21 protein-coding genes are annotated in these 26,330 nt (G+C 66.6%); 18 read left to right on the plus strand and 3 right to left on the minus strand.

The features are described 5' to 3' along the window. Positions 1-47 precede the first annotated feature (47 nt). Positions 48-2,288, plus strand: a complete 2,241-nt coding sequence (locus IP90_RS07985; RefSeq protein ID WP_158635304.1) for a CHASE domain-containing protein — start codon at positions 48-50, stop codon at positions 2,286-2,288. A 12-nt stretch (positions 2,289-2,300) separates the two neighbouring features. On the opposite strand, the gene smpB is transcribed toward IP90_RS07985, so the two are convergent. Next, complete coding sequence (gene smpB / locus IP90_RS07990) at positions 2,301-2,807, minus strand: SsrA-binding protein SmpB (protein ID WP_144899078.1); 507 nt, start codon at positions 2,805-2,807, stop codon at positions 2,301-2,303. Positions 2,808-2,853: 46 nt separating this feature from the next. On the opposite strand from smpB, the gene IP90_RS07995 reads away from it, so the two are divergent. Both IP90_RS07995 and IP90_RS08000 read left to right on the plus strand, forming a co-directional pair. Beyond that, entirely contained in the window at positions 2,854-3,279 is a 426-nt protein-coding gene (locus IP90_RS07995) for a type II toxin-antitoxin system RatA family toxin (RefSeq protein ID WP_144899079.1), read from the plus strand. Positions 3,280-3,298: 19 nt separating this feature from the next. Continuing rightward, positions 3,299-3,559: an RnfH family protein gene (locus tag IP90_RS08000; RefSeq protein ID WP_144899080.1), complete on the plus strand. Its 261-nt coding sequence runs from the start codon at positions 3,299-3,301 to the stop codon at positions 3,557-3,559. A 69-nt stretch (positions 3,560-3,628) separates the two neighbouring features. Here the strand turns inward: IP90_RS08000 and IP90_RS08005 are convergent, their stop codons facing one another. Then, positions 3,629-4,018 carry an outer membrane protein assembly factor BamE gene (locus IP90_RS08005; protein WP_144899081.1) on the minus strand — a complete coding sequence of 130 codons (390 nt, stop codon included), beginning with the start codon at positions 4,016-4,018 and terminating at the stop codon, positions 3,629-3,631. A 106-nt stretch (positions 4,019-4,124) separates the two neighbouring features. Between IP90_RS08005 and fur the strand changes: the two genes are divergently transcribed. Beyond that, the gene (gene fur, locus IP90_RS08010; protein WP_144899082.1) at positions 4,125-4,526 is read left to right on the plus strand and encodes a ferric iron uptake transcriptional regulator; all 402 of its coding nucleotides are present in this window, start codon (positions 4,125-4,127) and stop codon (positions 4,524-4,526) included. Between the two features lie 54 nt (positions 4,527-4,580). Here the strand turns inward: fur and recN are convergent, their stop codons facing one another. Continuing rightward, positions 4,581-6,263 carry a DNA repair protein RecN gene (gene recN, locus IP90_RS08015; protein ID WP_144899083.1) on the minus strand — a complete coding sequence of 561 codons (1,683 nt, stop codon included), beginning with the start codon at positions 6,261-6,263 and terminating at the stop codon, positions 4,581-4,583. 87 nt (positions 6,264-6,350) lie between these two features. Here recN and hrcA point away from each other — a divergent pair, with 87 nt between their 5' ends. The 14 genes from hrcA (at position 6,351) to IP90_RS08085 (ending at position 26,252) form a co-directional block, all read left to right on the plus strand. Then, positions 6,351-7,409: a heat-inducible transcriptional repressor HrcA gene (gene hrcA / locus IP90_RS08020; protein WP_242007519.1), complete on the plus strand. Its 1,059-nt coding sequence runs from the start codon at positions 6,351-6,353 to the stop codon at positions 7,407-7,409. A 42-nt stretch (positions 7,410-7,451) separates the two neighbouring features. Continuing rightward, positions 7,452-7,964, plus strand: coding sequence for a nucleotide exchange factor GrpE (gene grpE, locus IP90_RS08025; protein WP_144899085.1), 513 nt, complete (start codon positions 7,452-7,454; stop codon positions 7,962-7,964). 251 nt (positions 7,965-8,215) lie between these two features. Next, entirely contained in the window at positions 8,216-10,138 is a 1,923-nt protein-coding gene (gene dnaK, locus IP90_RS08030) for a molecular chaperone DnaK (protein WP_144899086.1), read from the plus strand. A 123-nt stretch (positions 10,139-10,261) separates the two neighbouring features. Then, positions 10,262-11,392 (plus strand): molecular chaperone DnaJ, encoded by a 1,131-nt coding sequence (dnaJ, locus tag IP90_RS08035; protein WP_144899087.1) that lies wholly within the window; start codon positions 10,262-10,264, stop codon positions 11,390-11,392. Positions 11,393-11,466: 74 nt separating this feature from the next. Then, positions 11,467-12,174 carry a 4-hydroxy-tetrahydrodipicolinate reductase gene (dapB, locus tag IP90_RS08040; protein ID WP_144899088.1) on the plus strand — a complete coding sequence of 236 codons (708 nt, stop codon included), beginning with the start codon at positions 11,467-11,469 and terminating at the stop codon, positions 12,172-12,174. A gap of 235 nt (positions 12,175-12,409) precedes the next feature. Beyond that, a complete protein-coding gene (carA, locus tag IP90_RS08045) occupies positions 12,410-13,531 on the plus strand; it encodes a glutamine-hydrolyzing carbamoyl-phosphate synthase small subunit (RefSeq protein WP_144899089.1) in 1,122 nt (373 codons plus the stop codon). Continuing rightward, complete coding sequence (carB, locus tag IP90_RS08050; RefSeq protein ID WP_144899090.1) at positions 13,531-16,794, plus strand: carbamoyl-phosphate synthase large subunit; 3,264 nt, start codon at positions 13,531-13,533, stop codon at positions 16,792-16,794. The genes carA and carB overlap by 1 nt, the downstream gene beginning before the upstream one ends. Continuing rightward, positions 16,791-17,267 carry a transcription elongation factor GreA gene (gene greA / locus IP90_RS08055; RefSeq protein ID WP_144899091.1) on the plus strand — a complete coding sequence of 159 codons (477 nt, stop codon included), beginning with the start codon at positions 16,791-16,793 and terminating at the stop codon, positions 17,265-17,267. The genes carB and greA overlap by 4 nt, the downstream gene beginning before the upstream one ends. Positions 17,268-17,271: 4 nt before the next feature. Next, positions 17,272-18,210 (plus strand): phosphoglycerate mutase, encoded by a 939-nt coding sequence (locus IP90_RS08060; protein ID WP_144899092.1) that lies wholly within the window; start codon positions 17,272-17,274, stop codon positions 18,208-18,210. Then, on the plus strand, positions 18,207-19,922 hold the full coding sequence (gene recJ, locus IP90_RS08065) for a single-stranded-DNA-specific exonuclease RecJ (RefSeq protein ID WP_144899093.1): 1,716 nt from the start codon (positions 18,207-18,209) through the stop codon (positions 19,920-19,922). The genes IP90_RS08060 and recJ overlap by 4 nt, the downstream gene beginning before the upstream one ends. 142 nt (positions 19,923-20,064) lie before the next feature. Continuing rightward, positions 20,065-21,193, plus strand: a protein-coding gene (gene prfB, locus IP90_RS08070; RefSeq protein WP_144899094.1) for a peptide chain release factor 2 whose coding sequence is annotated in 2 segments (ribosomal slippage) — positions 20,065-20,139 and positions 20,141-21,193 — 1,128 coding nt in all. Because the reading frame shifts where the segments join, the coding sequence is not laid out codon by codon here. A 166-nt stretch (positions 21,194-21,359) separates the two neighbouring features. After that, complete coding sequence (gene lysS, locus IP90_RS08075) at positions 21,360-22,880, plus strand: lysine--tRNA ligase (RefSeq protein ID WP_144899095.1); 1,521 nt, start codon at positions 21,360-21,362, stop codon at positions 22,878-22,880. A gap of 118 nt (positions 22,881-22,998) precedes the next feature. Then, the gene (locus IP90_RS08080) at positions 22,999-24,105 is read left to right on the plus strand and encodes a response regulator (protein ID WP_144899096.1); all 1,107 of its coding nucleotides are present in this window, start codon (positions 22,999-23,001) and stop codon (positions 24,103-24,105) included. Next, positions 24,105-26,252, plus strand: coding sequence for an ATP-binding protein (locus tag IP90_RS08085; protein WP_144899097.1), 2,148 nt, complete (start codon positions 24,105-24,107; stop codon positions 26,250-26,252). The genes IP90_RS08080 and IP90_RS08085 overlap by 1 nt, the downstream gene beginning before the upstream one ends. Positions 26,253-26,330: the final 78 nt, after the last annotated feature.

Raw genomic sequence — 26,330 nt, forward strand, 5'->3', positions numbered from 1 at the left:
GCGATTCACCGCTAGCCAAGTCCGCGCGGATGGATATGCTGGCTGGAATGAGCCCCGGCCCGCCCCCGACGACCCCGCCTGCATCCCTGCCCGAATACGGCAGGAACCTGCCGGTCACGCCGTTCCGCGGCTACCTGCTGGCGCTGGCGGTACTGATCGGCGCACTGGTGTCGGTGATCCTGTTCTGGCGCAACGCGCATGAGCGCGAGTTGCGCGCGGCCGAGGCGGACTTCGTAGCCGAAACCCGGCAGATTGCCGAGCTGCTGCGGCAGCGGATGATGAGCTACGAGCTGGCGCTGGGCAGCAGTGCGTCCTTGTTCACCAGCGTGCGCCCGACACCGCAGCAGTGGCAGTCGTTCGTCGATGGCCTGGAGATCGAGCAGCGTTTCCCCGGCATGCTGGGCATGGGGTATGCGCCGTACGTGACCCCGGAAGGACTGCGCCAGCTGCAACTGGAAAGCCTCGACGGCGGCCAGGAATTGCTGCAGCTGCAGCCGCCTGGCATCCGCCCCTATTACGGTCTCGTGCTGTACCTGGCGCCGACGACGCTGGAGAACCGCGGCGTGATCGGCTTCGACATGTTCGCCGACCCGGTACGCCATGCCGCGATGGCCGCGGCGCGCGACAGCGGCAGGCCGCATCTGTCCGGTCCGGTGCACCTGCTGCAGGATCGCTACGGCGCCGGTCCGCAGACCGGATTGCTGCTGTATTCGCCGCTGTACAACCCGGGCGAGCCCGTTTCCACCCTCGAGGAACGGCGCCAGTCGATGCGCGGCTGGGTCTACATGCCTTTCCACATGAGTTCGTTCGTGGAGGCTGCATTGCCGCCGCGCGACCGTTATGGCGGCATCGACTTCCGGCTGTACGACGTCACCGGCTCGGTTCCCGAACTGCTGCATGCCGAGGCCGACCGCAATCCCGGCAAGACTCCCGCGTTCATCTCGAGCCTGCCGATCGACGTCTATGGCCGGCGCTGGCGCATGGATTTCCGCTCGGGGCCGGCCGAGGTCGCCAGCCCGGGCCTGGCGGGCCTGCGTGTCACGCTCGCGATCGGACTGCTGTCGTCGCTGCTGCTGTTCGGCCTCGTGATGCTGCTGGCGCGCACCGAGAACCGCGCGCGACAGATCGCCACGCAGCTTACCGAGGACTATCGACGCAGCGAACAGCGCTTCCGCATGGCGATGGTGTACTCGGCGATCGGCAAGGCCCTGCTCGATCACGAGGGTCGCGTGGTCGAGGCCAACCCGGCGCTGGGCAGCATCGTCGGCCGCGATCCCGTGCAACTGGCAGGCGAGGTGTTTTCCTCGCTGTTCGACGACGCCAGCGATCCGGTGCGGACCAGCGAGATGGAAGCCGTCGCCGACGGCGTGTTCCGTACCACTCGCCGGTTGCGGCGCGACAGCGGTGAACTGCGCTACGCGCAACTGACCTATGCGCCGATACCGGGCAACGTAGGGCAGGACATCGCCCGCCTGGTGCAGGTCGAGGACGTCAGCGACCGGCTGCGCGCGGAAGCGCAGGTGCGCGCATTGAACCGCACGCTGGAGTCCCGCGTCGCGCAACGCACCCGCGAGCTGAGCCTGGCCAACAACGAGTTGGAGTCCTTCGCCTACAGCGTCTCGCACGACCTGCGTGCGCCGCTGCGCTCGATCGAGGGTTTCAGCCGCCTGCTGACCGAACGTTACCAGCAGGTGCTGGACGAGTCCGGGCGCGACTACCTGTCGCGCGTGCGCAATGCCACGGCGCGCATGGGCGAACTGATCGAAGCGATGCTGAAGATGGCGAGGCTGAGCCGCAGCGAGCTGAAACCCCGGTCGCTGGACCTGAGCCAACTGGCCGCCGAGGTGATCGCGGAGCTGCGTGCCGCCGAGCCCGCACGCAAGGTCGAGGTGGATATCGAGCCGGGCATGCACGCGGTCGGCGATCCGACCCTGCTGCGCAACCTGCTGGTGAACCTGCTCGGCAACGCCTGGAAATTCACGGGCGAAAGTGCCCGGCCGCGTATCGAGTTCTTCCGCGAACGACGTCCGTCGGCGTCGCCCACCTACGTGGTGCGCGACAACGGCGCCGGCTTCGAGACGAACTATGCCGACAAGCTGTTCCGCCCGTTCCAGCGCCTGCACAGCCAGGAGCAGTTCAGTGGTCACGGCGTCGGCCTCGCTTCGGTGAAACGCATCGTCGAACGCCACGGCGGCAGCATCCAGGCCGAAGGCACGCCGGGGCAGGGCGCGACGTTCCGATTCACTCTCAGTGGGGACTGGGAACTAGGGGCCAGCCCCAGATCCTAGATCCCGCTTTCGTCAGGCGTCGCGATTGTGCCTGCGCATCACGCGCTGCTTGTCGCGCGCCCAGTCACGGTCCTTGGCGGCCTCGCGCTTGTCGTGCGACTGCTTGCCCTTGGCCAGCGCCAGTTCGGCCTTGACCTTGTTGCCTTTCCAGTACAGCGCGGTCGGCACCAGTGTGTAGCCGTCGCGCTGTACCTTGCCGATCAGCTGGTCGATCTCGCGCCGGTGCAGCAGCAGCTTGCGAGTACGGTGGGCATCGGTGACGACGTGGCTCGACGCCGAGATCAGCGGCGTCATCTGTGCGCCGAACAGGTACAACTCGCCCTCACGGATCACCGCGTAGCTTTCGATGATGTTGGCGCGGCCGGCGCGGATCGCCTTCAACTCCCAGCCCTGCAGCGCGAGGCCGGCTTCGTAGCGCTGCTCGAGGTGGTAGTCGTGGCGCGCGCGCTTGTTCAGCGCGATCGTGCCGCCGCTGTTTGCCTTATCCTTGCCTGTCTTCTTGTTCGAACTCTTGCTCATCGTGTCCATTGTCCCCGATGGGGCCCTGGCGCGCTAATGTCCTGCCATGCCCACCATCCGCCGCACCGCCCTGGTCGAACATTCCGCCGCACGCATGTTCGCGCTGGTCAACGACATCGCCGCCTATCCGCGCCGCTTCGACTGGTGCGAATCGGCGCAGGTGCAGGAGGCCGGCGAGCATCGCGTGCTGGCGCGGCTGGACCTCAAGCTGGGCAGCTTCCGCACCTGGTTCGTCACCGAGAACCTGCTGTCGCCGCCGCACCACATCGACATGAACCTGCGCGACGGACCGTTCAAGTCGCTGGGCGGCCGCTGGGAATTCCATGTGCTGGACGAATCGGCGTGCAAAGTGTCGCTGACCCTGTCGTTCGAAGCCGCCTCGAAGCTGCTCGCCCCGGCGGTGGCGCTGGGCCTGCAGGGTCTGGCGGACCGCATGGTCGATGATTTCGTCCGCACCGCGGACCGCGGCTGAGCGGACCGATGGCCGCCACATGAAAATCGAAGTCGTGCTGGCGTGGCCGCGTCGTGTGCAATCGGTGACATTGGAGCTGCCGCCGGGCGCGTGCGTGAGGGACGCGCTGGCTGCCGCCGGCTGGAGCGGCGCCGCTGGAGTCAGCGGTTATGCGGTGTTCGGCGAACGTGCGCTTGTGGATACCGTACTGCAGGATGGCGATCGGGTGGAACTGCTGCGGCCGTTGCAGGCAGACCCGAAGGAAGCGCGCCGCCGTCGGGCGCGCAAGGAACCAAAATAACTCAGGAGATGACACCAGTCCGACGGTGGATTCGAACTGCAGCGACAACGTCCACGCAGGATGCGACCGTCAGCGACGCTTCTTGTCGTCTTTCTTCAGATTCGGGCCGAACTGGCGACTGGCGCTCTTGGCAAGCTCTTCGTCCTGTTCCGCAAAGTAATCGCCGTCCCACTTGGCGAGCACATCGTTCTCGAAATACAGGGTGAAATTCTTGATCTCGGTTGTGCCTGCACGACCGACGCGCTGGGTGGCCGTGTAATCCCAGCGATCGTGATGGAACGGATCGGCGATCGACGGCGAGCCGAGCAGGGCGGATACCTGCTGCTTGCTCATGCCCGGCTGCAACTGGTCGACAGCGGTCTTCTCGAGCAGGTTGCCCTGGTAGATGGGCTGCCGGTACAGGATGCCGCATCCGGTGGTCATGGCGGCGAGGACGGCGATCAGGATCAGCTTGCGCATTCAGGGTTCGCGGCAGGACGGAATGCGGCGATAATACACCGAAGCCACGCGGCCCCGTCCGCGCCCGCCAACGCGTTCATTCATGGTTATCGCGCACGGAGTGCTGATGGAATCGCAGGATCTACGCAAGGTCGGCCTCAAGGTCACCCACCCGCGGATGCGGATACTGGAACTGCTGGAGCAGACCAAGCCGCGGCACATGACGGCCGAGGACATCTATCGCCACCTGCTCGACGAAGGCGAGGAGATCGGGCTGGCCACGGTGTACCGCGTGCTGACCCAGTTCGAAGCCGCCGGTCTGGTGCTGAAGCACAACTTCGAGGGCGGGCACGCGGTGTACGAACTCGACCGCGGCGGCCATCACGACCACATGGTCGATGTCGATACCGGCAAGATCATCGAATTCGAGAGCGCCGAGATCGAGAAGCTGCAGCAAGAGATCGCCGCGCGCCACGGCTACATCCTGGAAGAGCACTCGCTGGTGCTGTACGTGCGCAAGAAGCGCTGAGCGAGCGGTACTGATTGCACTTGGAGCGGGGCTCGCTCCGCGCACAGGACAGAACTAGCCGGCGTTGCTGAGCAGGCGCTTGGCGGCCGCGCGCGCTTCCTTGCTGACTTCCACCCCACCCAGCATCCGTGCCAGTTCCTCGGCACGTTGCTTCGCATCCAGCCGTTCGACCGCGCTGCGGGTGACGCCATCGCTGGCGGCCTTGCTGACCCGGTAATGCGCATGGCCCTGCGCCGCGACCTGCGGCAGGTGCGTGACGCACAGCGCCTGGCGCTTCTCGCCCAGGGCGCGCAGCTTCTGGCCGACGATCTCCGCGACCGCGCCGCCGATGCCGGAATCGACTTCGTCGAACACCATGGTCGGCACCAGGTCGCCGCCGAGCGCGGCGACCTCGATCGCCAGCGAGATGCGCGACAGTTCGCCGCCGGAGGCGACCTTGCGCAAGGGCCGCGGCGGTTGTCCGGCATTGGCGGAGACCAGGAATTCCACCCGCTCGGCGCCGTTGGCGTCCGGGCGTTCGCCGGCGTTGGGTTCCAGCGCGACCTCGAACCGGCCCCCGCCCATGCCCAGCTCGCCGATCAGGCTGGTGGTCGTGCTGGCCAGCGTCCCTGCGGTCCGGGTGCGGGCTTCGGTCAGCTTGCCGGCGGCGGCCCGCCATTGCTGGCGCGCCGTTTCGATCTCGCCATCGAGCCGCGCCACGCGTTCGCCAGCGCCACGCAGGGATTCCAGTTCCGCCGCCAGCGCATCGCGATGCGCAGCCAGTCGTTCGGGCGCGACGCGGTGCTTGCGGGCGAGGTCATGAATGCGGCCCAGCCGCTGTTCCATGTCCTCGAACTGCAGCGGGTCGAGATCCAGGTCCTCGCGGATGCGCTCGATCAAGGCGGTCGCCTCGTCGAGCTGGATCGCAGCGGCATCCAGCAGCGCGTCGATGTCGGCCAGGCGCGGCTCGTGCTCGACCACGCGCATCAACTCGGCGCGCGTCTGCTGCAGTTGCCGCGTCATCGACGGCGCCTCGTCGCCGGCCAGGCGCGTGAAGGCGGCGTCGCAGGCGGCAATCAATGCCGCCGCATGGGCATGGCGGCGATGGCTGGCGCCGAGCTCGGCGATGGCGTCGGGCTCCAGTGCCTCGCGTTGCAGTTCGCCGGCCTGGTGCTCGAGATAGGCGATACGTTCCGAGACATCGCCCTGCTTCGACAAGGCCTCGCGTTCGCGCAGCAGCGTGTTCCAGCGCGCGGCGGCGGCGGCCACCGCGGCCAGGGCATCGTCATGGCCGCCGTAACCGTCGAGCAGGGCCAGCTGGCTGGTTTTCGACAGCAGCGCCTGGTGCTCGTGCTGGCCGTGGATCTCGACCAGCAGGCCGGCCAGTTCCGCCAGTTGCGCCAATGTCGCCGGGCGGCCGTTGATCCAGGCCTTCGAGCCACCGTCGGCGCGCAGGGTGCGGCGCAGTTGGCATTCGTCGCCGTCGTCGCGGTCCTCGTCGAGCATGTCCTGCTCGCGCAGCCAGTCGCGGGCGGGCGCGGCGTCGGCCAGCGCGAACCGCGCACTGAGTTCGGCACGTTCGGCGCCGTGCCGCACCATGCCGCTGTCGGCGCGCAGGCCGGAGAGGAAGCCCAGCGCATCGACCAGCAGCGACTTGCCGGCACCGGTTTCGCCGGAAATGACGGTCAGCCCCGGCCCGAACTCCAGTTCGGCCGAGCGCACGACGGCGAAATCCTTGATCGCGAGTTGGGTAAGCATGCGGTGCGAATTGTGCCTTGGCGCCATCAAGAGTGTTAGTCGCGCCGGAACTTGCTTTCCATGCGCGGCCCGGCTTATACCGCAGGGGTGAGCCGACCCTCGACCGACGACAGACCCCTCGACCCGCGCGCGCGGCAATTGCTGCGTACGCTGATCGGGCGTTACATCCGCGATGGCGAACCAGTCGGCTCGCAGACCTTGGCGCGGCATGCGGGGCTGGATGTCAGCCCGGCGACGATCCGCAACATCCTGGCAGACCTCGAGGACATCGGCCTGCTCAGCGCCGCGCACGCCTCGGCCGGACGCGTGCCGACTGCACAGGGCTACCGCGTGTTCGTCGACAGCCTGCTGCAGGTCAAGCCGCTGGCCGAGGGCGAGCTGTCGCGATTGCGCAGCGAACTGCCTGCCGGGGCCGGCACCCAGAACCTGCTGGGCAACGCGTCGGAACTGTTGTCGGCGATGACTCACTTCGTCGGCGTGGTCAGCGTGCCGCAGCGTGGGCAGTTCGCATTCAAGCACATCGATTTCGTGCCGCTGGACGGCCAGCGCGTGCTGGCGATCCTGGTGTTCGCCGACAACGACGTGCAGAACCGCATCCTGCAGACACGCCGTGCCTACGATCCGGCCGAACTGGAGCGCGTCGCCAACTACCTCAACCAGCATTTCGCCGGGCGGCCGCTGGCCGACATCCGCGCCACGCTGCTGCGCGAGATGCGCAGTGCCCGCAGCGAGATGGAAACCCTGCTGGCACAGACCGTGGAACTGGCCGAACAAGCGCTGGCCCCGGGCGACGAGGACATGCTGCTGGCCGGGCAGACGCGGCTGATCGGCGTGCAGGACCTGGCGGACCTGGACCGGCTGCGCGAACTGTTCGAGGCCTTCGCCCGCAAGCGCGAGATCCTGCAATTGCTCGAGCGCACGGTGCACGCGCCGGGCGTGCGCATCTTCATTGGCGAGGAAACCGGGCTGACACCGCTGGAGGGCATGTCGCTGGTGACCGCGCCCTATGCCGCGCAGGGCCGCGTGCTGGGCGTGCTCGGGGTGATCGGACCGACCCGGATGGCCTACGATCGGGTGATCCCCGTAGTGCAGGCTGCCGCCGATGCGCTGGGTTCTGCCTTGAATCCGGGCGCCCAGCCCTCATAGGTGGGCGGGTAGGGCGGCAGGACGACCGCTCCGGAACCCGACATGACCCAACAACAGAACCCCGACGACAACGCCGAAACGGCAGTCGACGCCGACCACCCCCTGTACGAACTGATCGAGACCCTGAAGGGCGATCTGGAGCAGCTGCGGGCCGAATCGCTGCGCGAGCGCGCCGACCTGGACAACCAGCGCAAGCGCCTGGCGCGCGACGTGGAGATGGCGCGCAAGTTCGCCAACGAACGCCTGCTGGGCGACCTGCTGCCGGTGTTCGACAGCCTGGAGGCGGCGCTGCTCACCGCGCCGCAGAACGACCCGCTGCGCGCCGGCGTCGAGTTGACCCTGCGCCAGCTGCACAAGGTAGCCGAGGCCAATGGATTGACCGAAATCGCGCCAGCGCCTGGCGACGGTTTCGATCCCGAGCGCCATCAGGCGATGAGCATGGTCGAGGTCGCGGGCATTGCGCCGGGCGCGGTCGCGCAGGTTTTCCAGAAGGGCTACGTGCTGAACGAGCGTCTGTTGCGGCCGGCGATGGTCGTGGTCGCGAAGCACGATTGAAGCTCTTCTCCTTCCCTTCAAGGGGAAGGCCGGGATGGGATGGGTTTGATGCCGCAAGGTCAAAGTCAGACCCATCCCCACCCAACCGTCCAGTCTGCGCATAGCGCTTCGGCGTTCGGCCGGATGCGAGCCAATGGCTCGCAAGCGATCCGCTCTCACCCCCTTGAAGGGGAGGGCTTGAACCCCAGATTACGGTCATCGGCGGCCAAGCCGCCCCAACTGATTCCAGATTACAGAGAGGGAGCAACACCATGGGCAAGATCATCGGCATCGATCTCGGCACGACCAATTCGTGCGTGGCGATCATGGAAGGCGGCAAGGCCCGCGTCATCGAGAATTCCGAAGGCGATCGCACCACGCCTTCCATCGTCGCCTACAGCAAGGACGGCGAAGTACTGGTCGGCGCGTCCGCCAAGCGCCAGGCCGTGACCAATCCCAAGAACACCTTCTATGCCGTCAAGCGCCTGATCGGCCGCAAGTTCGGCGATGCCGAGGTCAAGAAGGACCTCGATCTGGTGCCGTACGCGATCGTCGAGCACGACAACGGCGACGCCTGGGTCGCGACCAGCGACGGCAAGAAGCTGTCCGCGCAGGAAGTCTCCGCGCGCATCCTCGAGAAGATGAAGAAGACCGCCGAAGCCTACCTGGGCGAGACGGTCACCGAAGCCGTCATCACCGTGCCGGCCTACTTCAACGACAGCCAGCGCCAGGCGACCAAGGACGCCGGCAAGATCGCCGGCCTCGACGTCAAGCGCATCATCAACGAGCCGACGGCTGCCGCACTGGCCTATGGCCTGGACAAGGCCGGCGGCGACCGCAAGATCGTCGTCTACGACCTGGGCGGCGGCACCTTCGACGTGTCGATCATCGAGATCGCCAACGTCGATGGCGAGAAGCAGTTCGAGGTGCTGGCCACCAACGGCGACACCTTCCTCGGCGGCGAGGACTTCGACAAGCGCGTCATCGATTACCTGGTCGACGAGTTCAACAAGGAGCAGGGCATCGACCTGCGCAAGGACCCGCTGGCGCTGCAGCGTCTGAAGGATGCGGCCGAGCGCGCCAAGATCGAGCTGTCCAGCTCGCAGCAGACCGAAGTGAACCTGCCGTACGTCACTGCCGACGCTTCCGGCCCGAAGCACCTCAACCTCAAGCTGACCCGCGCCAAGCTCGAAGCCCTGGTCGAGGACCTCGTCAAGAAGACCATCGAGCCGTGCCGCATCGCGCTCAATGACGCCGGCCTGCGTGCCAGCGACATCGGCGAAGTGATCCTGGTCGGTGGCCAGACCCGCATGCCGAAGGTGCAGCAGGCCGTGGCCGAGTTCTTCGGCAAGGAGCCACGCAAGGACGTCAATCCGGATGAAGCGGTCGCACTGGGCGCGGCGATCCAGGGCGGCGTGCTGGCCGGCGACGTCAAGGACGTGCTGCTGCTCGACGTGACCCCGCTGTCGCTGGGCATCGAGACGCTGGGTGGCGTGTTCACCAAGATCATCGACAAGAACACCACGATCCCGACCAAGGCCTCGCAGACCTTCTCCACTGCCGAGGACAACCAGTCCGCGGTCACCGTGCATGTGCTGCAGGGCGAGCGCGAACAGGCCCGCTACAACAAGTCGCTGGCCAAGTTCGACCTGTCGGGCATCGAGCCGTCGCCGCGCGGCATGCCGCAGGTGGAAGTGTCGTTCGACATCGACGCCAACGGCATCCTGCACGTGCACGCCAAGGACAAGAAGACCGGCAAGGAGCAGAAGGTCGAGATCAAGGCCGGCTCGGGCCTGTCCGAGGAAGAGATCCAGCGCATGGTCAGCGATGCCGAGGCGCATCGCGAGGAAGACAAGAAGTTCCATGAACTGGTCACCACCCGCAACCAGGCCGACGCCCTGATCCACGCCACCCGCAGCGCCATCACCGAGCACGGCGAGAAGGTCGGCGGCGAGATCATCGGCAAGACCGAGGCCGCGCTGTCGGAGCTGGAAACGGCGATGAAGGGCGACGACAAGGCGCAGATCGAAGCCAAGTCGAAGGCGCTGGAAGAGGCGGCGCAATCGCTGTACGCCGCGGCCGCGGCGGCGCAGCAGCCGGGTGCCGAAGGCGATGCCGGTGCATCCGCCTCGAAGAACGACGATGTGGTCGACGCCGAGTTCACCGAGGTCAAGGACGACGAGAAGAAGCCGTGATTCGGGATTGGTGATTCGTGATTCGAAGGAGCGGAGCCGCAGCTTCGCTCCTTCGGTCATCAGGATCCGCTCCGTTGGTCTTTGGCTCCACGAATCACACACACGAATACGAATCACGGCCTCATGAGCAAACGCGACTACTACGAAGTACTGGGTGTGGCCCGCACGGCGACCGATGAGGAGCTGAAGAAGGCCTATCGCCGTTGCGCGATGAAGTACCACCCGGATCGCAATCCCGGCGACAAGGAGTCCGAAGCCTCGTTCAAGGAGTGCAAGGAAGCCTACGAAGTACTGTCCGACGGCGGCAAGCGCCGCATGTACGACCAGCACGGTCATGCCGCGTTCGAACACGGCATGGGCGGCGGCAACAGCGGCCCGGCCGGGTTCGGTGATGTCGGCGACATCTTCGGTGACATCTTCGGCAACATCTTCGGCGGCGCTGGCGGCGGGCGCGGTGCGCGTCGCGGCGCCGACATCGGCTACGTGATGGAACTGGACCTCGAGGAAGCGGTCGCCGGCACCGAAAAGCGCATCGAGATCCCGACCCTTGCCGCCTGCGGGCACTGCAGCGGCACCGGTTCGGAAGACGGCAAGCTGGAAACCTGCGACACCTGCCGTGGCCATGGCCAGGTGCGCCTGCAGCGCGGGATTTTCTCGATGCAGCAGCCATGCCCGCACTGCAACGGCCGCGGCAAGACCATCAAGAACCCGTGCGCCGAATGCCACGGCAATGGCCGCATCGAACAGGAGAAGACCCTGTCGGTGAAGATTCCTGCCGGCGTCGACAACGGCGATCGCATCCGCCTGTCCGGCGAAGGCGAAGCCGGGCCGCCAGGCACGCCCCCAGGCGATCTGTACGTCGAGGTGCGCGTACGCGAGCACGCCATCTTCCAGCGCGATGGCGACGACCTTCACTGCGAAGTGCCGATCCGCATCTCGCAGGCTGCCCTCGGCGACACCGTGCGCGTGCCCACGCTCGATGGCGAAGCCGAGATCCGCATCCCGGCCGAAACCCAGACCGGCAAGGTGTTCCGCCTGCGCGACAAGGGTGTCAAGTCGGTGCGCAGCCGCAGTCCCGGCGATCTGTACTGCCGCGCCGTGGTCGAGACCCCGGTCAACCTGACGACGGAGCAACGCGAACTGCTGATGCAGTTCGAAGCCACGTTCACCGGTGACAACGCGCGCCGGCATTCGCCGCGTTCGAGTACCTTCATCGACGGCGTCAAGGGCTTCTGGGAACGGATGACATCCTGATCGCAGGCGGGTTGCCCACACCAGTGGCGACGAAACACCTTGTCGCCGTTGCCGGCCGCCGCTAGCCTGCGCCCATGAGCGCATCCATCCGACTGTTGATCCACGGCGCCTCCGGCCGCATGGGCCAGGCCCTGCTGCGACTGTGCGCCGAACGCGATGACTGCTCCATCGTCGGTGCGGTGTCGCGCAAGGTGGGCCAGCGGGTGATCGACGGCATTCCGCAATTCGCCAGCAGTGAACTGCATGGCGTGCCGGACTTCGACGTGGCGGTCGACTTCAGCCTGGCCGAGGCCTTCGATCCGATCCTGGCATTGTGCGTGGAGCGCGGCACGGCACTGGTGTCCGGCACCACCGGGCTCGACGAGAGCCAGCGTGCTGCCATCGTCCGCGCGGCCGATCGCATCCCGGTGTTGTGGGCGGCGAATTTCAGTCTGGGCGTGGCGGTATTGAGCGAACTGGTCGAGCGCGCCGCCGCGGCCTTGCCCGGCTGGGACTGCGACATCGTCGAATCCCACCATTCAGGGAAGAAGGATGACCCCTCGGGCACGGCACTGGCACTGGGCGAATCCGCGCAGCAAGGCGGGGCGCAGCCGCGTTATGCCAGCCTGCGCGCCGGCGATATCGTCGGCGAGCATCTGGTGCAGTTCGCTGGCGTCGGCGAGCGCGTCGAACTGATCCACCGCGCGACCAGTCGCGACATCTTCGCCCGCGGTGCGCTGCATGCCGCCGCACGCCTCAGCGGCCGTCCGCCCGGGATCTATCGCCTGCGCGATCTGCTGTAACAGCGACACAGGCGCTTCGCTTGCCTCCGTGGAACGCCCGCTGCGCTCCTGCAATTCCTTCGAGCACTCGACAACGACAAACTGAGCGATCCGAGGCCGATAAGGCCCGGATCCACAATTTGTTCTGGCGTCCGACTGCCCGCGCCGGTATCATTCCCGCTCGCCTGACACCCCACCTCCGGACCGGTCCCGAACCGCTTCGGCGGTTTCTTGCAACCTGACGTAGGCGAAGCACGTGACCCAGCCCGCAATCCTTGCGCTTGAAGACGGAACGGTCTTCGAGGGCGTTTCCGTAGGCGCGCCCGGCCTTTCCGTCGGCGAAGTGGTGTTCAACACCGCCATGACCGGCTACCAGGAGATCCTCACCGATCCCTCCTACGCGCGACAGATCGTCACACTGACCTATCCCCACATCGGCAACACCGGTTGCACCGGGCAGGACGACGAGTCCGACAAGGCCTGGGCCGCCGGCCTGATCGTGCGCGACGTGCCACGTCGGCCCAGCAGCTGGCGCAGCCAGGTGTCGTTGCCGGAATGGCTGCAGGCACGCGGCATCGTCGCCATCGCCGATATCGATACCCGCAAGCTGACCCGACTGCTGCGCGATCGCGGCGCGCAGAACGGCGCGCTGATGGCGGGCGAGATCGATGCCGACAAGGCGATCGAGGCTGCGCGCAAGTTCCCCGGCCTGAAAGGCATGGACCTGGCCAAGGAAGTCAGCACGCGCGAATCCTATGCATGGCGCGATGGTCAGCTCGACCTGGATCGCGGTGAATTCGTGCAGGCCACTCCGAAATACAAGGTCGTCGCCCACGACTACGGTGTGAAGCACAACATCCTGCGCATGCTGGTCGAGCGCGGCTGCGACGTCACCGTCGTGCCGGCGCAGACTCCGGCCAGCGAAGTGCTGGCGATGAAGCCGGACGGCGTATTCCTGTCCAATGGCCCCGGCGATCCGGAACCCTGCGACTACGCGATCGCCGCGATCCGCGAATTCATCGCCAGAAAGATTCCGACCTACGGCATCTGCCTCGGCCACCAGCTGCTCGGCCTCGCCGTCGGTGCGAAAACGCTGAAGATGAAGTTCGGGCACCACGGCGCCAATCATCCGGTCATCGACCTGGATTCCGGCCGGGTGATGATCACTTCGCAGAATCACGGTTTCGCAGTCGACGAATCGACGCTGCCAGCCAATGCGCGCGTCACCCATCGCTCGCTGTTCGACGGCAGCAACCAGGGCATCGCCCTGACCGACGCGCCGGCCTTTTCCTTCCAAGGGCACCCGGAGGCCTCGCCCGGGCCGCATGACGTGGCGCCCCTTTTCGACAGGTTCATCGCTGCGATGGAGAACAACTGATGCCAAAGCGCAGCGATATCAAAACCGTCCTGATCATCGGCGCCGGCCCGATCGTGATCGGCCAGGCCTGCGAGTTCGACTATTCCGGCGCGCAGGCCTGCAAGGCCCTGCGTGACGAGGGTTACCGCGTGGTGCTGGTCAACAGCAACCCGGCCACGATCATGACCGACCCTGAGATGGCCGACGCGGTCTACATCGAGCCGATCAACTGGAAGACGGTCGAGAAGATCATCGCCAAGGAAAAGCCCGACGCGCTGCTGCCGACCATGGGCGGCCAGACCGCGCTCAACTGCGCGCTGGATCTGGCCGACCACGGCGTTCTCGAGAAGTACGGCGTCGAGCTGATCGGCGCCAAGCGCGACGCCATCCGCATGGCCGAGGACCGCGAGCTGTTCCGAGTGGCGATGGGCGAAATCGGCCTGGAGTGCCCGAAGGCCGAGGTCGCGCACACGCTCGAGGAAGCGCTCGACATCCAGACCCGCGTCGGTTATCCGACCATCATCCGCCCAAGCTTCACGCTCGGCGGCAGCGGCGGCGGCATCGCCTACAACCGCGAGGAACTGATCGAGATCGTCAACCGCGGCCTGGAGCTGTCGCCGACCACCGAGGTGCTGGTCGAGGAGTCGGTGCTGGGCTGGAAGGAGTTCGAGATGGAGGTGGTCCGCGACACCGCGGACAACTGCATCATCGTCTGCTCGATCGAGAACCTGGACCCGATGGGCGTGCATACCGGCGACTCGATCACCGTCGCCCCGGCGCAGACCCTGACCGACAAGGAATACCAGCGCCTGCGCGACGCTTCGATCGCGGTCCTGCGCAAGATCGGCGTGGATACCGGCGGCTCGAACGTGCAGTTCGGCATCAACGCGCAGACCGGCCGGGTGGTGGTGATCGAGATGAACCCGCGCGTGTCGCGTTCGTCGGCGCTGGCTTCCAAGGCCACGGGCTTCCCGATCGCCAAGGTAGCGGCGAAGCTGGCGGTCGGATATACGCTCGATGAGCTCAAGAACGAGATCACCGGCGGGCTGACGCCGGCTTCGTTCGAGCCAAGCATCGACTACGTCGTCACCAAGATTCCGCGCTTCGCCTTCGAGAAGTTCCCGCAGGCCGATGCGCGCCTGACCACGCAGATGAAGTCGGTGGGCGAAGTGATGGCGATCGGCCGCACCTTCCAGGAGTCGCTGCAGAAGGCGCTGCGCGGACTGGAAACCGGCAAGGTCGGCCTCGATCCGACCGGCCTGGACCTGTCCAGCGACGACGACCTGGCGACCATGCGTCGCGAGGTCAAGGAGGCCGGCCCCGAACGCCTGTTCTACCTGGGCGATGCATTCCGTGCCGGCATGAGCGTTGAGGACGTGCACGCGCTCTCGTTCGTCGACCCCTGGTTCCTCGACCAGATCGAGGAGATCGTCGCCACTGAAACGGAAGTCGCCGCGGCAGGCCTCGACGCGCTCGACGCCAGGCGCCTGCGCCGCCTCAAGCGCATGGGCTTCTCCGACGCGCGACTGGCGCAACTGGTGGGTACCGACGAGCCGGCGCTGCGTGCACTGCGCCGCGCGCACGGCATCCGGCCGGTCTACAAACGCGTGGACTCCTGCGCAGCCGAGTTCGCCACGACCACCGCATACCTGTATTCGACCTACGAGGACGAATGCGAGGCGCAGCCGACCACGCGCGACAAGATCATCGTGCTTGGCGGCGGGCCGAACCGGATCGGGCAGGGCATCGAGTTCGACTACTGCTGCGTGCACGCGGCACTCGCGCTGCGCGAGGATGGCTACGAAACCATCATGGTCAACTGCAATCCGGAAACCGTGTCGACCGATTACGACACCTCCGATCGCCTCTATTTCGAGCCGCTGACGCTGGAAGACGTGCTGGAGATCGTCGATCTCGAAAAACCCAAGGGCGTGATCGTGCAGTACGGCGGGCAGACGCCGCTGAAACTGGCGCGTGCGCTGGAAGCCAACGGCGTGCCGATCATCGGCACCTCGCCCGACAGCATCGACCTGGCCGAGGACCGCGAACGCTTCCAGCAACTGGTCGAGAAGCTCGGCCTGAAGCAGCCGCCCAACCGCACCGCGCGCAATCCGGAAGAAGCGCTGCTGCTGGCGCGCGAGATCGGCTATCCGCTGGTGGTGCGTCCGAGCTATGTGCTCGGCGGCCGCGCGATGGAAGTGGTGCACGCCGATGCCGACCTGGCGCGCTACATGCGCGATGCGGTCAAGGTGTCGAACGATTCCCCGGTGCTGCTCGACCGCTTCCTCGACAACGCCGTCGAAGTCGACATCGACGTGATCGCGGACAACACCGGCGCGGTGTTGATCGGCGGGGTGATGGAACACATCGAGGAAGCCGGCGTGCATTCCGGCGACTCGTCATGCTCGCTGCCGCCGTATTCGCTGTCGCCACGCACCCAGTCGCGCCTGCGCGAACAGGTGGTCGCCCTGGCCAAGGCGCTCGACGTGGTCGGACTGATGAACACCCAGTTCGCGGTGCAGACCAGCGAGGATGGCGAGGACGTGATCTTCCTGCTGGAAGTCAATCCGCGTGCGTCGCGCACCGTGCCGTTCGTGTCCAAGGCCACCGGCATGCCGCTGGCGAAGATCGCCGCGCGCTGCATGGCCGGCAAGTCGCTGGCGGAGCAGGGCGCGACGCGGGAAGTGGTGCCGGATTACTACTCGGTGAAGGAAGCGATCTTCCCGTTCGCCAAGTTCCAGGGCGTCGATCCGATTCTCGGACCAGAGATGCGTTCCACTGGCGAGGTGATGGGCGTCGGTCGCAATTTCGGAGCGGCCTTCGCGCGCGGCCACGAGGCCGCCGGCATCAAGGCGCCGCCGGTCGGCAAGGCCTTCGTGTCCGTGCGAGACCCCGACAAGCCGCGCCTGCTGCCGGTCGCGCAGGATCTGGTGCGCCGCGGCTACACGCTGGTCGCGACCGCCGGCACCGCGTCGTGGCTACGCGAACGCGGCATCGAATGCGCACAGGTCAACAAGGTAATTGAAGGCCGCCCGCACGTGGTCGACCTGATCAAGAACGGCGAGATCGCCTACATCGTCAACACTACCGAAGGCAAGCAGGCGATCTCCGATTCGTTCTCGATCCGCCGCGAAGCCCTGCAGCATCGCGTGACCTATTCGACCACCATTGCCGGCGCCAAGGCCTTGCTGCATTCTCTCGATTATCGCGACAGCGGCCCGGTATGGTCGCTGCAGGAACTGCACAAGGAGCTGGACGTGACGCAAGCCGGAAAACAGGCATGAGGGCACCATTGACCCTGCAGGGTTCGCAGCGCCTGCGCGCCGAACTGGATGAACTGAAATCGGTCAAGCGACCTGCGGTGATCGCCGCGATCGCCGAGGCGCGCGCGCACGGCGACCTGAAGGAAAACGCCGAGTACCATGCCGCGCGCGAGCAGCAGGGCTTCATCGAAGGCCGCATCAAGCAGCTCGAGTCCGAGCTGTCGCACGCGCAGGTGATCGACGTGTCGACGCTCAATGCCGGATCCAGGATCGTGTTCGGCGCGCGGGTGACGCTGGCGGACGTGGATACCGACGAAGAGAAGCGCTACCAGATCGTCGGGGACCTGGAGGCGGACATCAAGCTGGGCCTGATCGCGATTTCGTCGCCGGTGGCGCGTGCATTGATCGGCAAGCACGAAGGCGACAGCGTGGTGATCGAAGCGCCGGGCGGCACCCACGAGTACGAGATCGTCGGCGTCAGCTACAAGGACTGACGCCATGGCGCGGGCCACGCTGCTGCTGCCCGCCGCCGCGCGCTTCGGCCAGCAGCGGCTGGGTGCCACCGCCGCGCGCGTGCTCGGGCGCGCCGACCACAGGGAAACAGCCGATGCCGGTAGGCAGGCGCAACTGCTGCGTCATTTCGAGCTCACACCAGGGCACTGGCCGATCGCCGCGCTGACACGCCAGGCCGAGGCGGGCGATGCGGCCGGATCCGCCTGGCTGCGCGCGGATCCGTCCTATCTGCGTCCGGATATCAATGGTGCCCGCCTGCTGGCCTATGGCGAGGCGCTGGCAATGACCGATGCCGATCGCGACGCGCTGCTGCCGGCGTTGCGGCCGTTGTTCGGCGATGCCGGATTCCCGCTCGATGCGCCGACGCCTTCGCACTGGTACCTGCGACTGCCTCGTGGCACGAAACTGCCGGGTTTCAGCGATCCGGGCGAAGCGCTGGGCGAAGATCTGTTCGAACATCTCGCCGACGGCGCCGAAGGCCGGCGCTGGCGTGCGTTGCTCAGCGAAACGCAGGTGGTCTTGCACAACCATCCCTGGAATGCGCGACGCGCTGGATCGGGCCTGGCGCCGATCAACTCGCTATGGTTCTGGGGCGGTGGCGTGCTGCCGGACCAGGTCAGCACGCAACATACGACGGCGTTTTCCGACGACGAGTCCGCGCGTGCGCTGGCACAGGCCGCCTGCACGGCGGCGGCGCTACCCGCGCGCTTCGGGAATGCTGCGGGCGACGTTGTTTTCGACCTGCAGGCAGAGCGCGATCTGGCGCGCCTGCAGGAGCAATGGCTGTTGCCCGCGGTCGCGGCGATCGACCGAGGCGAACTGGAACGGCTGGAACTCGATCTCGAGGATGGAAGCGCGTTCATGATCGCGCGGAGTCAACGCTGGCGCGTGTGGCGTGGACCGCGACCAAGGTTCGGCGAATGAGTTTCGTACGAACGATCAGCCGCCGCGAGTGCGAAGTCGGCGCCGACTGGCCGGAGAGTGTGCCGCCGCTGCTGCGTCGCGTGTACGCCGCGCGCGGTGCCCATGACCTGCAACAGGCACAGCCGCGCCTCGCCCACCTGCTGCCGCCGGACACGCTCGGGGGTCTCGATGCGGCCACGGCCCTGCTTGCCGATGCGATCGTGCAGGATCGCCATATCGTCGTGGTCGGCGACTTCGATTGCGATGGCGCCACGGCCTGCGCCGTCGGCGTGCGCGGCCTGCGCATGCTCGGCGCGCGACATGTGTCCTACGCGGTGCCGAACCGCATGGTGCATGGCTACGGATTGTCGCCCGCACTGGTGGACGAACTTGCCGGGCTTGAGCCCGCCCTGCTGGTCACCGTCGATCACGGCATTGCCTGTCATGCCGGCATCGCCGCGGCCAAGGCCCGGGGCTGGCAGGTGCTGGTGACCGACCATCATCTGCCGGGCGAGCGCCTGCCGCCGGCCGACGCGATCGTCAATCCGAACCTGCGTGGCGATGCATTCCCGAGCAAGATGCTCGCCGGCGTCGGCGTGATCTTCTACGTACTGCTGGCCACGCGCCGCGTGTTGCGCGGCAGCGGTGCGTGGGCGGACGCGGGCCCGGACCTGTCGGTGCTGCTGGACCTGGTGGCGGTCGGTACTGTCGCCGACCTCGTGCCGCTGGACGCCAACAATCGCACCCTGGTGGCCGCCGGGTTGCGACGTCTGCGCGCGGGGCAGGGCTGCGCGGGACTGCAGGCCTTGGTCGAGGTCGCCGGACGCGAAGCCGCGGCACTGACCGCCGCCGACATCGGCTATGGCCTGGCGCCGCGCATCAACGCCGCCGGGCGCCTCGAGGACATGGCCCTGGGCATCGAATGCCTGCTCAGCGACGATCCGCGCCAGGCACGCGAACTGGCCGAAGTGCTCAACGGCATCAATGCCGAACGCCGCGGCCTGCAGCAGCAGATGGTCGACGATGCCGAGGCCGTGTTGACCCGTGCCGGCATCGCCGGCGACGCGATGCCGGCGGCGCTGTGCCTGTTCGATGCGCAGTGGCATCCGGGCGTGGTCGGCTTGGTGGCATCGAAGCTGAAGGAGAAGACGCATCGGCCGACGATCGCCTTCGCTCCCGCCGAGCCCGGCAGCGAACTGCTGCGAGGGTCGGCGCGTTCGATTCCCGGCTTCCACATTCGCGATGCCCTGGCCGCCGTCGATGTCGCCCATCCGGGCCTGGTCGAGAAGTTCGGTGGGCACGCCATGGCTGCCGGCCTCGCGCTGTCGCGTGCGGCTCTGCCGGAGTTCTCCGCTGCGTTCCGCGCCCATGCCGAGGCCGCGCTGGATCCCGCGTTGCTGAAGTCGGTGCTGCTCAGCGATGGCGAACTCGACGTCGCCGACTTCTGCCGCGGCACCGCCGAAGCACTGCGCGATGGCGGACCGTGGGGGCAGGGCTATCCGGAACCGCTGTTCGACGGCGTGTTCGAGGTACTGGCCTGGCGCATCGTCGGCGAACGTCATCTCAAATTCGAACTTGGCCGCGGCGCATTGCGGCTCAATGCCATCCACTTCGGCGGCTGGCGCGATCAACCGCCGCCACCGCGCCTGCGCGTGGCGTATCGGCTGTCGCCCGATGATTACCGTGGCGGGCAGGCGATCCAGCTCATCGTGGAGCATTGCGAGCCTTTGTAGAGCGAAACAAGGTCCGCCTCGCAATACGGTCGCAAGGCATGAGCCGGCGAGGCTGTCGGCAAGCCTTCCGCGACGCGCACGCCGGCGCCTGCATCGGACCTACGCTACAATTCGCGGCCTTTTCAGCGACTTCCGACACGCCATGATCGAGCTCAACCCCATCCGCCAGCGCATCGCCGACCTCAGCGGCCGGCTGGATTCGCTTCGGGGGTATCTTTGACTACGACGCCAAGCGCGAGCGTCTGGAAGAAGTCAATCGCGAGCTGGAAAACCCCGACGTCTGGAACCAGCCCGAGCGTGCGCAGGCACTGGGCCGCGAGCGTTCGCTGCTGGACAAGACCGTCAATGGCATCCGCGAGCTGAGCGAAGGCCTGGTCGGCGCCGGCGAACTGCTGGACCTGGCCGAGAGCGAGAACGACGAGGACACCGCACTGGCGGTCGTCGACGACGTCGAGCGTTATGCCGATCGCGTCGACAAGCTCGAGTTCCAGCGCATGTTCTCCGGCGAGATGGACGCAGGAAATGCCTTCGTCGACATCCAGGCCGGCGCCGGCGGCACCGAGGCGCAGGACTGGGCCGAGATGCTGCTGCGGATGTACCTGCGCTGGGCCGAATCGCGCGGCTGGAAAACCGAGTTGATGGAAGTCAGCGGCGGCGACGTTGCCGGCATCAAATCCGCCACGTTCCGGGTCGAAGGCGATTACGCCTACGGTTGGCTGAAGACCGAAATCGGCGTGCACCGGCTGGTGCGCAAGTCGCCGTTCGATTCGGACAACCGCCGCCACACCTCGTTCACTTCGGTGTTCGTGTCGCCGGAAGTCGACGACGACATCGAGATCGAGATCAATCCGGCCGACCTGCGCACCGACGTGTACCGTTCCTCCGGCGCCGGCGGCCAGCACGTCAACAAGACCGAATCGGCCGTGCGCATCACGCATATTCCGACCAATACCGTGGTGGCATGCCAGACAGGGCGCAGCCAGCACCAGAACCGCGACACGGCGATGAAGATGCTCAAGGCCAAGCTGTTCGAGCTCGAGGTCCTGAAACGCAACGCCGAGAAGAATGCGCTGGAAGCGTCCAAGTCCGATATCGGCTGGGGCAGCCAGATCCGCAATTACGTGCTCGACCAGAGCCGGATCAAGGACCTGCGCACAGGCATCGAACGCACCGATACGCAGAAGGTGCTGGACGGGGACCTGGATGAATTCGTCGAGGCCAGCCTCAAATCAGGCCTGGAGGCGGGTTCGAAACGCAGCGACGCGGTGTGAACCACTTTTCATCCCGTGCGTAGCGAGGGACCTTTTTTGCTCTGGCCCGCGTGAACGAGCAGGCCCCTCGCTACGCTCGGGACGACAGCTTATGCTCCCGATTCCCGATTCCCGATTCCCGATTCCCGATTCCCGATTCCCGATTCCCGATTCCAAAGCGACAACCATGACCGACGCCGCACCCACCCCGCAGACGCCCGCCGACGAAAACGCCCTGATCGCCGAACGTCGCGGCAAACTCGCGGCGCTGCGTGCGCAGGGAGTTGCGTTCCCGAATGATTTCAGACGCATCGACCACGCGGGCGACCTGCAGGCCGAATACGCGGATGCCGAGCGCTGGAACGGCGACGCGCTCGAAGCTGGCGGGCGCCGCGTCGCACTGGCCGGGCGCCTGCTTGCCAAGCGCGTGATGGGCAAGGCCGCGTTCGCACAGATCCAGGACGTCAGCGGCCGCATCCAGCTGTTCCTGCAATCGACCACGCTCGGCGAACGCTATGACGCGTTCAAGGGTTGGGACATCGGCGACATCGTCGCCGCGGAAGGCACGCTGATGCGTACCCGCACCGGCGAACTGTCGGTCAAGGCCGACACGCTGCGGCTGCTGACCAAGTCGCTGCGGCCGCTGCCGGACAAGTGGCATGGCCTGAGCGATGTCGAGCAGCGCTATCGCCAGCGCTATGTCGACCTGATCGTCACGCCGGAAGCGCGTGAGGTATTCGTCAAGCGCTCGCAGATCATCGCCGCAATGCGCCGCTGGCTGGACGCGCGCCGCTTCCTGGAAGTGGAGACGCCGATGATGCATTACATCGTCGGCGGCGCCACTGCCAAGCCGTTCGTCACCCATCACAACGCGCTGGGCCTGGACCTGTACCTGCGCGTGGCGCCGGAGCTGTACCTCAAGCGGCTGGTCGTCGGTGGCTTCGAGCGCGTCTACGAGATCAACCGCAATTTCCGCAACGAAGGCGTCAGCACCCGCCACAACCCTGAATTCACCATGCTCGAGTTGTACGAGGCCTACGCCACGTACGACGAGGTGATGGACCTCACCGAAGCGATGATCCGCGACGTCGCGCAGGAAACGCTGGGCACCACGGCGCTGCACTGGGATGGCAATGCGATCGACATCGGCCCGCGCTTCCGTCGCTGGAAGCTGGAAGAGGCCGTGCGCGAATTGAACCCGCAGATCAGCGTCGCCGATTGCCGCGATCGCGACGCCCTGGCCAGGCACTGCGAAGCGCTGCGCATCCCGGTCAAGCCGGGCTACGGCTGGGGCAAGCTGCTGCTGGAGATCTTCGAAAAGACGGTCGAGCACGGCTTGATCCAGCCGACCTTCATCACCCATTATCCGGTCGAGGTCTCGCCGCTGGCGCGCGAGTCCGACAGCGAACCGGGCATCACCGACCGTTTCGAGCTGTTCGTCGGCGCCAAGGAACTGGCCAACGGCTTCTCCGAACTCAACGACCCCGAGGACCAGGCCGCACGCTTCCGTGCCCAGGTCGAGGCCAAGGACAGCGGCGACGACGAAGCCATGCACTACGACGCCGATTACATCCGCGCACTGGAGATCGGCCTGCCGCCGACCGGTGGCCTGGGCGTGGGCATCGACCGGCTGGTGATGCTGCTGACCGATTCAGCTTCGATCCGCGACGTACTGCTGTTCCCTTACATGCGCCCGGAAGGCGGCTGACGGGCGTCGCTGCGGCCGCAAGCCGCGCCTTCCGGCGTTGTCGTTGCCATGCCGCGGCGGCGCAGATTCCGCGATCGGGGCTTGCCGCGGGCCAGCATCGGGGTCAACATGCGCGATCATGCCGCCGGACCAGGGATGGCCTCCGGCCGAAGAGCTACAGGGGAGCTTCGTGAACATCGTCATCGTCGACGACCAAACGTCCGCGCGCACCATGCTGCGACACATCATCGAAGACATCACTCCGCAGCTGACGGTCAACGATTTCGGCGACGCCGATGCTGCGCTGCGCTGGTGCGACAACAACCGTCCCGACCTGCTGCTGCTCGACTACCGCATGCCGGGCATGGACGGCCTGGAATTCGCCCGTCGCTTCCGTCGCGCGCCTTCGAACCGCGACGTGCCGATCGTGCTGGTCACCGTGGTCGGCGATGAGCCCGTGCGCCAGGCTGCGCTGGAGGCGGGCGTGATCGACTTCCTGGTCAAGCCTGTGCGGCCGCGCGAATTGCGCGCACGCTGCAAGAACCTGCTGCAGCTGCGGCAGCAGACCGAGAACGTCAAGCAACGCGCGTTGTCGCTGGAGCAGCGGCTGCTGTCGAGCATGCACGAGGTCGAGGAGCGCGAGCGCGAGACCCTGTCGCGTCTGGCACGGGCCATCGAATATCGCGATGTCGGCACAAGCGCGTTCCTCGAGCGCATGGCACACGTGGCTGGCCTGGTGGCCGAGCATCTGGGCATGTTCGAGGACGAGGTGCGGGTGCTGGAAATGGCCGCGCCGCTGCACGACATGGGCAAGATCGCCATTCCCGATTCGATCCTGCTCAAACCCGGTCCGCTGACCGAGGAAGAGACCGCGGTGATGCGTACCCATCCGCGAATCGGCTACGAACTGCTCAACGACAGCCAGAACCGCTTCATCCAGATGGGCGCCAGCATCGCGCTACGCCATCATGAGCGCTACGACGGCAGCGGCTATCCGGATGGACTGGCCGGCGACGCGATTCCGATCGAGGCGCGGATCGTGGCGGTGGCCGACGTGTTCGATGCGTTGATCTCGCCGCGGCCGTACAAGGATCCATGGAGCATCGACGCCGCGCTGGCCTACCTGTACGCGCAGCGTGGGCGCCTGTTCGATCCGAACTGCGTCGACGCGCTGGTGCGCAACCGCGCGCGGCTGGAGGATATCTGCGAGCGCTTTTCGGCCACGCGGAGACCTGGCTTGAACTGATGCCGCGCTCCTTCGCCGCCTTGAAGCAGCGTCTCGCGCGCCGCCCCGACAGCGAACATGGGCAGGCGCTGGTACGCCTGATTATTGCGTGCGTGATCCTGGCCTACCTGTGGGGCCTGCAGCGGTTCGGCGCCGAAGGCGTCGACGTCGGGCCGATGGTGCTGGTGATGCTGGTGGAAGCGATCATCGGCCTCGGCCTGATGACCGCAATCGTCGTCAATCCAGGCGTATCGCACGCGCGCCGCTGGATCGGCATGCTGGCCGACTACACGACGCTGGCGACGCTGATGTCGCTCAACGCGGACGCACTGGCGCCGCTGTACGTGATCATCATGTGGGTGACCGTCGGCAACGGCCTGCGCTTCGGCACCGCCTATCTCTATTCCGCGATGGCGTTGTCGTCGACCGCCTTCCTGGCGGTGATCCTGGCCAATCCTTACTGGCGCCAACAGCCCTACCTCGCGATCGGCCTGTGGATAGGCCTGATCGCCATTCCCGGCTATCTGTCGTCGCTGCTGAAGAACCTGCAGCGCGTCACCGAGGAAGCGCGGCGCGCCAATGCCGCCAAGACGCGCTTCCTGGCCAACATGAGCCACGAGTTCCGCTCTCCGCTCAACGGCATCATCGGCATGGCCGAGCTGATGCGCGGCACCAAGCTCGGCGCAGAGCAGAGGGAATACGCCGAAGTCATCCATACCTCGGCGCAGACACTGTTGCTGCTGGTCGACGACGTGCTCGACATCTCGGCGATCGAGACGGGCAAGCTGCAGCGCAAGGATGCCGACTTCAACCTCGGCGATCAGATCCAGCGACTGCAGAAGATGTTGCAGCCGCACGCCGCCGGCAAGGGGCTGGCATTGAAGGTCGGCCTCGACAAGGACGTGCCGTTGCTGCTGCATGGCGACGGCGCGCACCTGACCCAGATCCTGCTCAACCTGATGCACAACGCGATCAAGTTCACCGAGCACGGCGAGGTTTCGCTGGCGGTGAAGTCGAAGGCGGTGGAAGGCGGGCAGGCGACACTGCTGTTTTCGGTGCGCGACACCGGCATCGGCATCCCGGAGGAGGCCAAGGAGCGCATCTTCGGCGCGTTCGAGCAGGTCGACAGTGGGCCGACGCGCCGTTTCGGCGGGACCGGCCTGGGCACCACCATTGCCAAGACCCTGGTGCACCTGCTCGAGGGCGAAATCGGCCTGGAAGACAATCCGGGCGGTGGCAGCCACTTCTGGGTGCAGGTGCCGATGCAGGTGCGCCGCACCGGCGGCGGTCGCAAGCCGGAAGAGGGCAGCGGCAACATCGTCGCCTTCGATGATCCCTTCATCCGCCACAAGGCGCGGGTGCGGCCACTGCGGATCCTGATCGCCGACGACCAGCATGCCAACCGCACCGTGGTCACGCGCATCCTCGAGCGCGCAGGCCATCGCGTGCAGGCCGCCAACGACGGCGAGCAGGCGCTGGACATGATCGAGGTCGGCAATGTCGACCTGGCGGTGATCGACATGCACATGCCGCAGCTCAGCGGCCTCGACGTGATCCGCCAGCTGCGTTTCATGCAGGCCGGCGGCAAGCGCACGCCGATCATCGTGCTCAGCGCCGATGCCACGCCACAGGCGTCGCGCGATGCCGAGGACGCCGGTGCGCAGGCATTCCTGACCAAGCCGGTGGTGGTGGGCAGGCTGCTGGAGACGATCGCCGATGTCATGACGCCGGCGCGTACGCCCGGCGTGCGTCCAGTGGGCGAATCGACGCGTCCGGTGACCAACCCGGCGGTGCTGAAGGAACTGGCCGAGATGGGGCTGGGTGAGGCGTTCCTGCGCGATTTCGTCGAGCAGTGCCTCAAGGATGCCAGCGGCTGCCTGGTCGAACTGGGTCAGACCGGCACGGCGCGGCGCTGGTCGGATTTCCGTGAAGTCGCTCACGCGCTGAAGGGCGTTGCCGAGAACCTGGGCGCACAATCGGTCGCCGAGCGTTGTTCGCATGCCATGCGTGCCAGCGATGACACACTCGCGCGCGATCACCAGCGCCTGGTCGGCGAGCTGACCCAGCAGATGACGGCGGTATCGCAGCAGAGCCGCGAAGAAGTGATCCGTCTGACCCAGGCCAGGCCGGACGGGCCGGGCGCGATTCCCGGCCCCGACGCTTCCTAGCGTGCGGGCTGCCACACCCCTGGCGGGTGTGGTCTTCCCCCTGATTTCCTTCGGATGGCTATCCGGTAGCGGCCTCGA

This window comes from Luteimonas cucumeris (assembly GCF_007830035.1).
GTDB lineage: Bacteria > Pseudomonadota > Gammaproteobacteria > Xanthomonadales > Xanthomonadaceae > Luteimonas_C > Luteimonas_C cucumeris.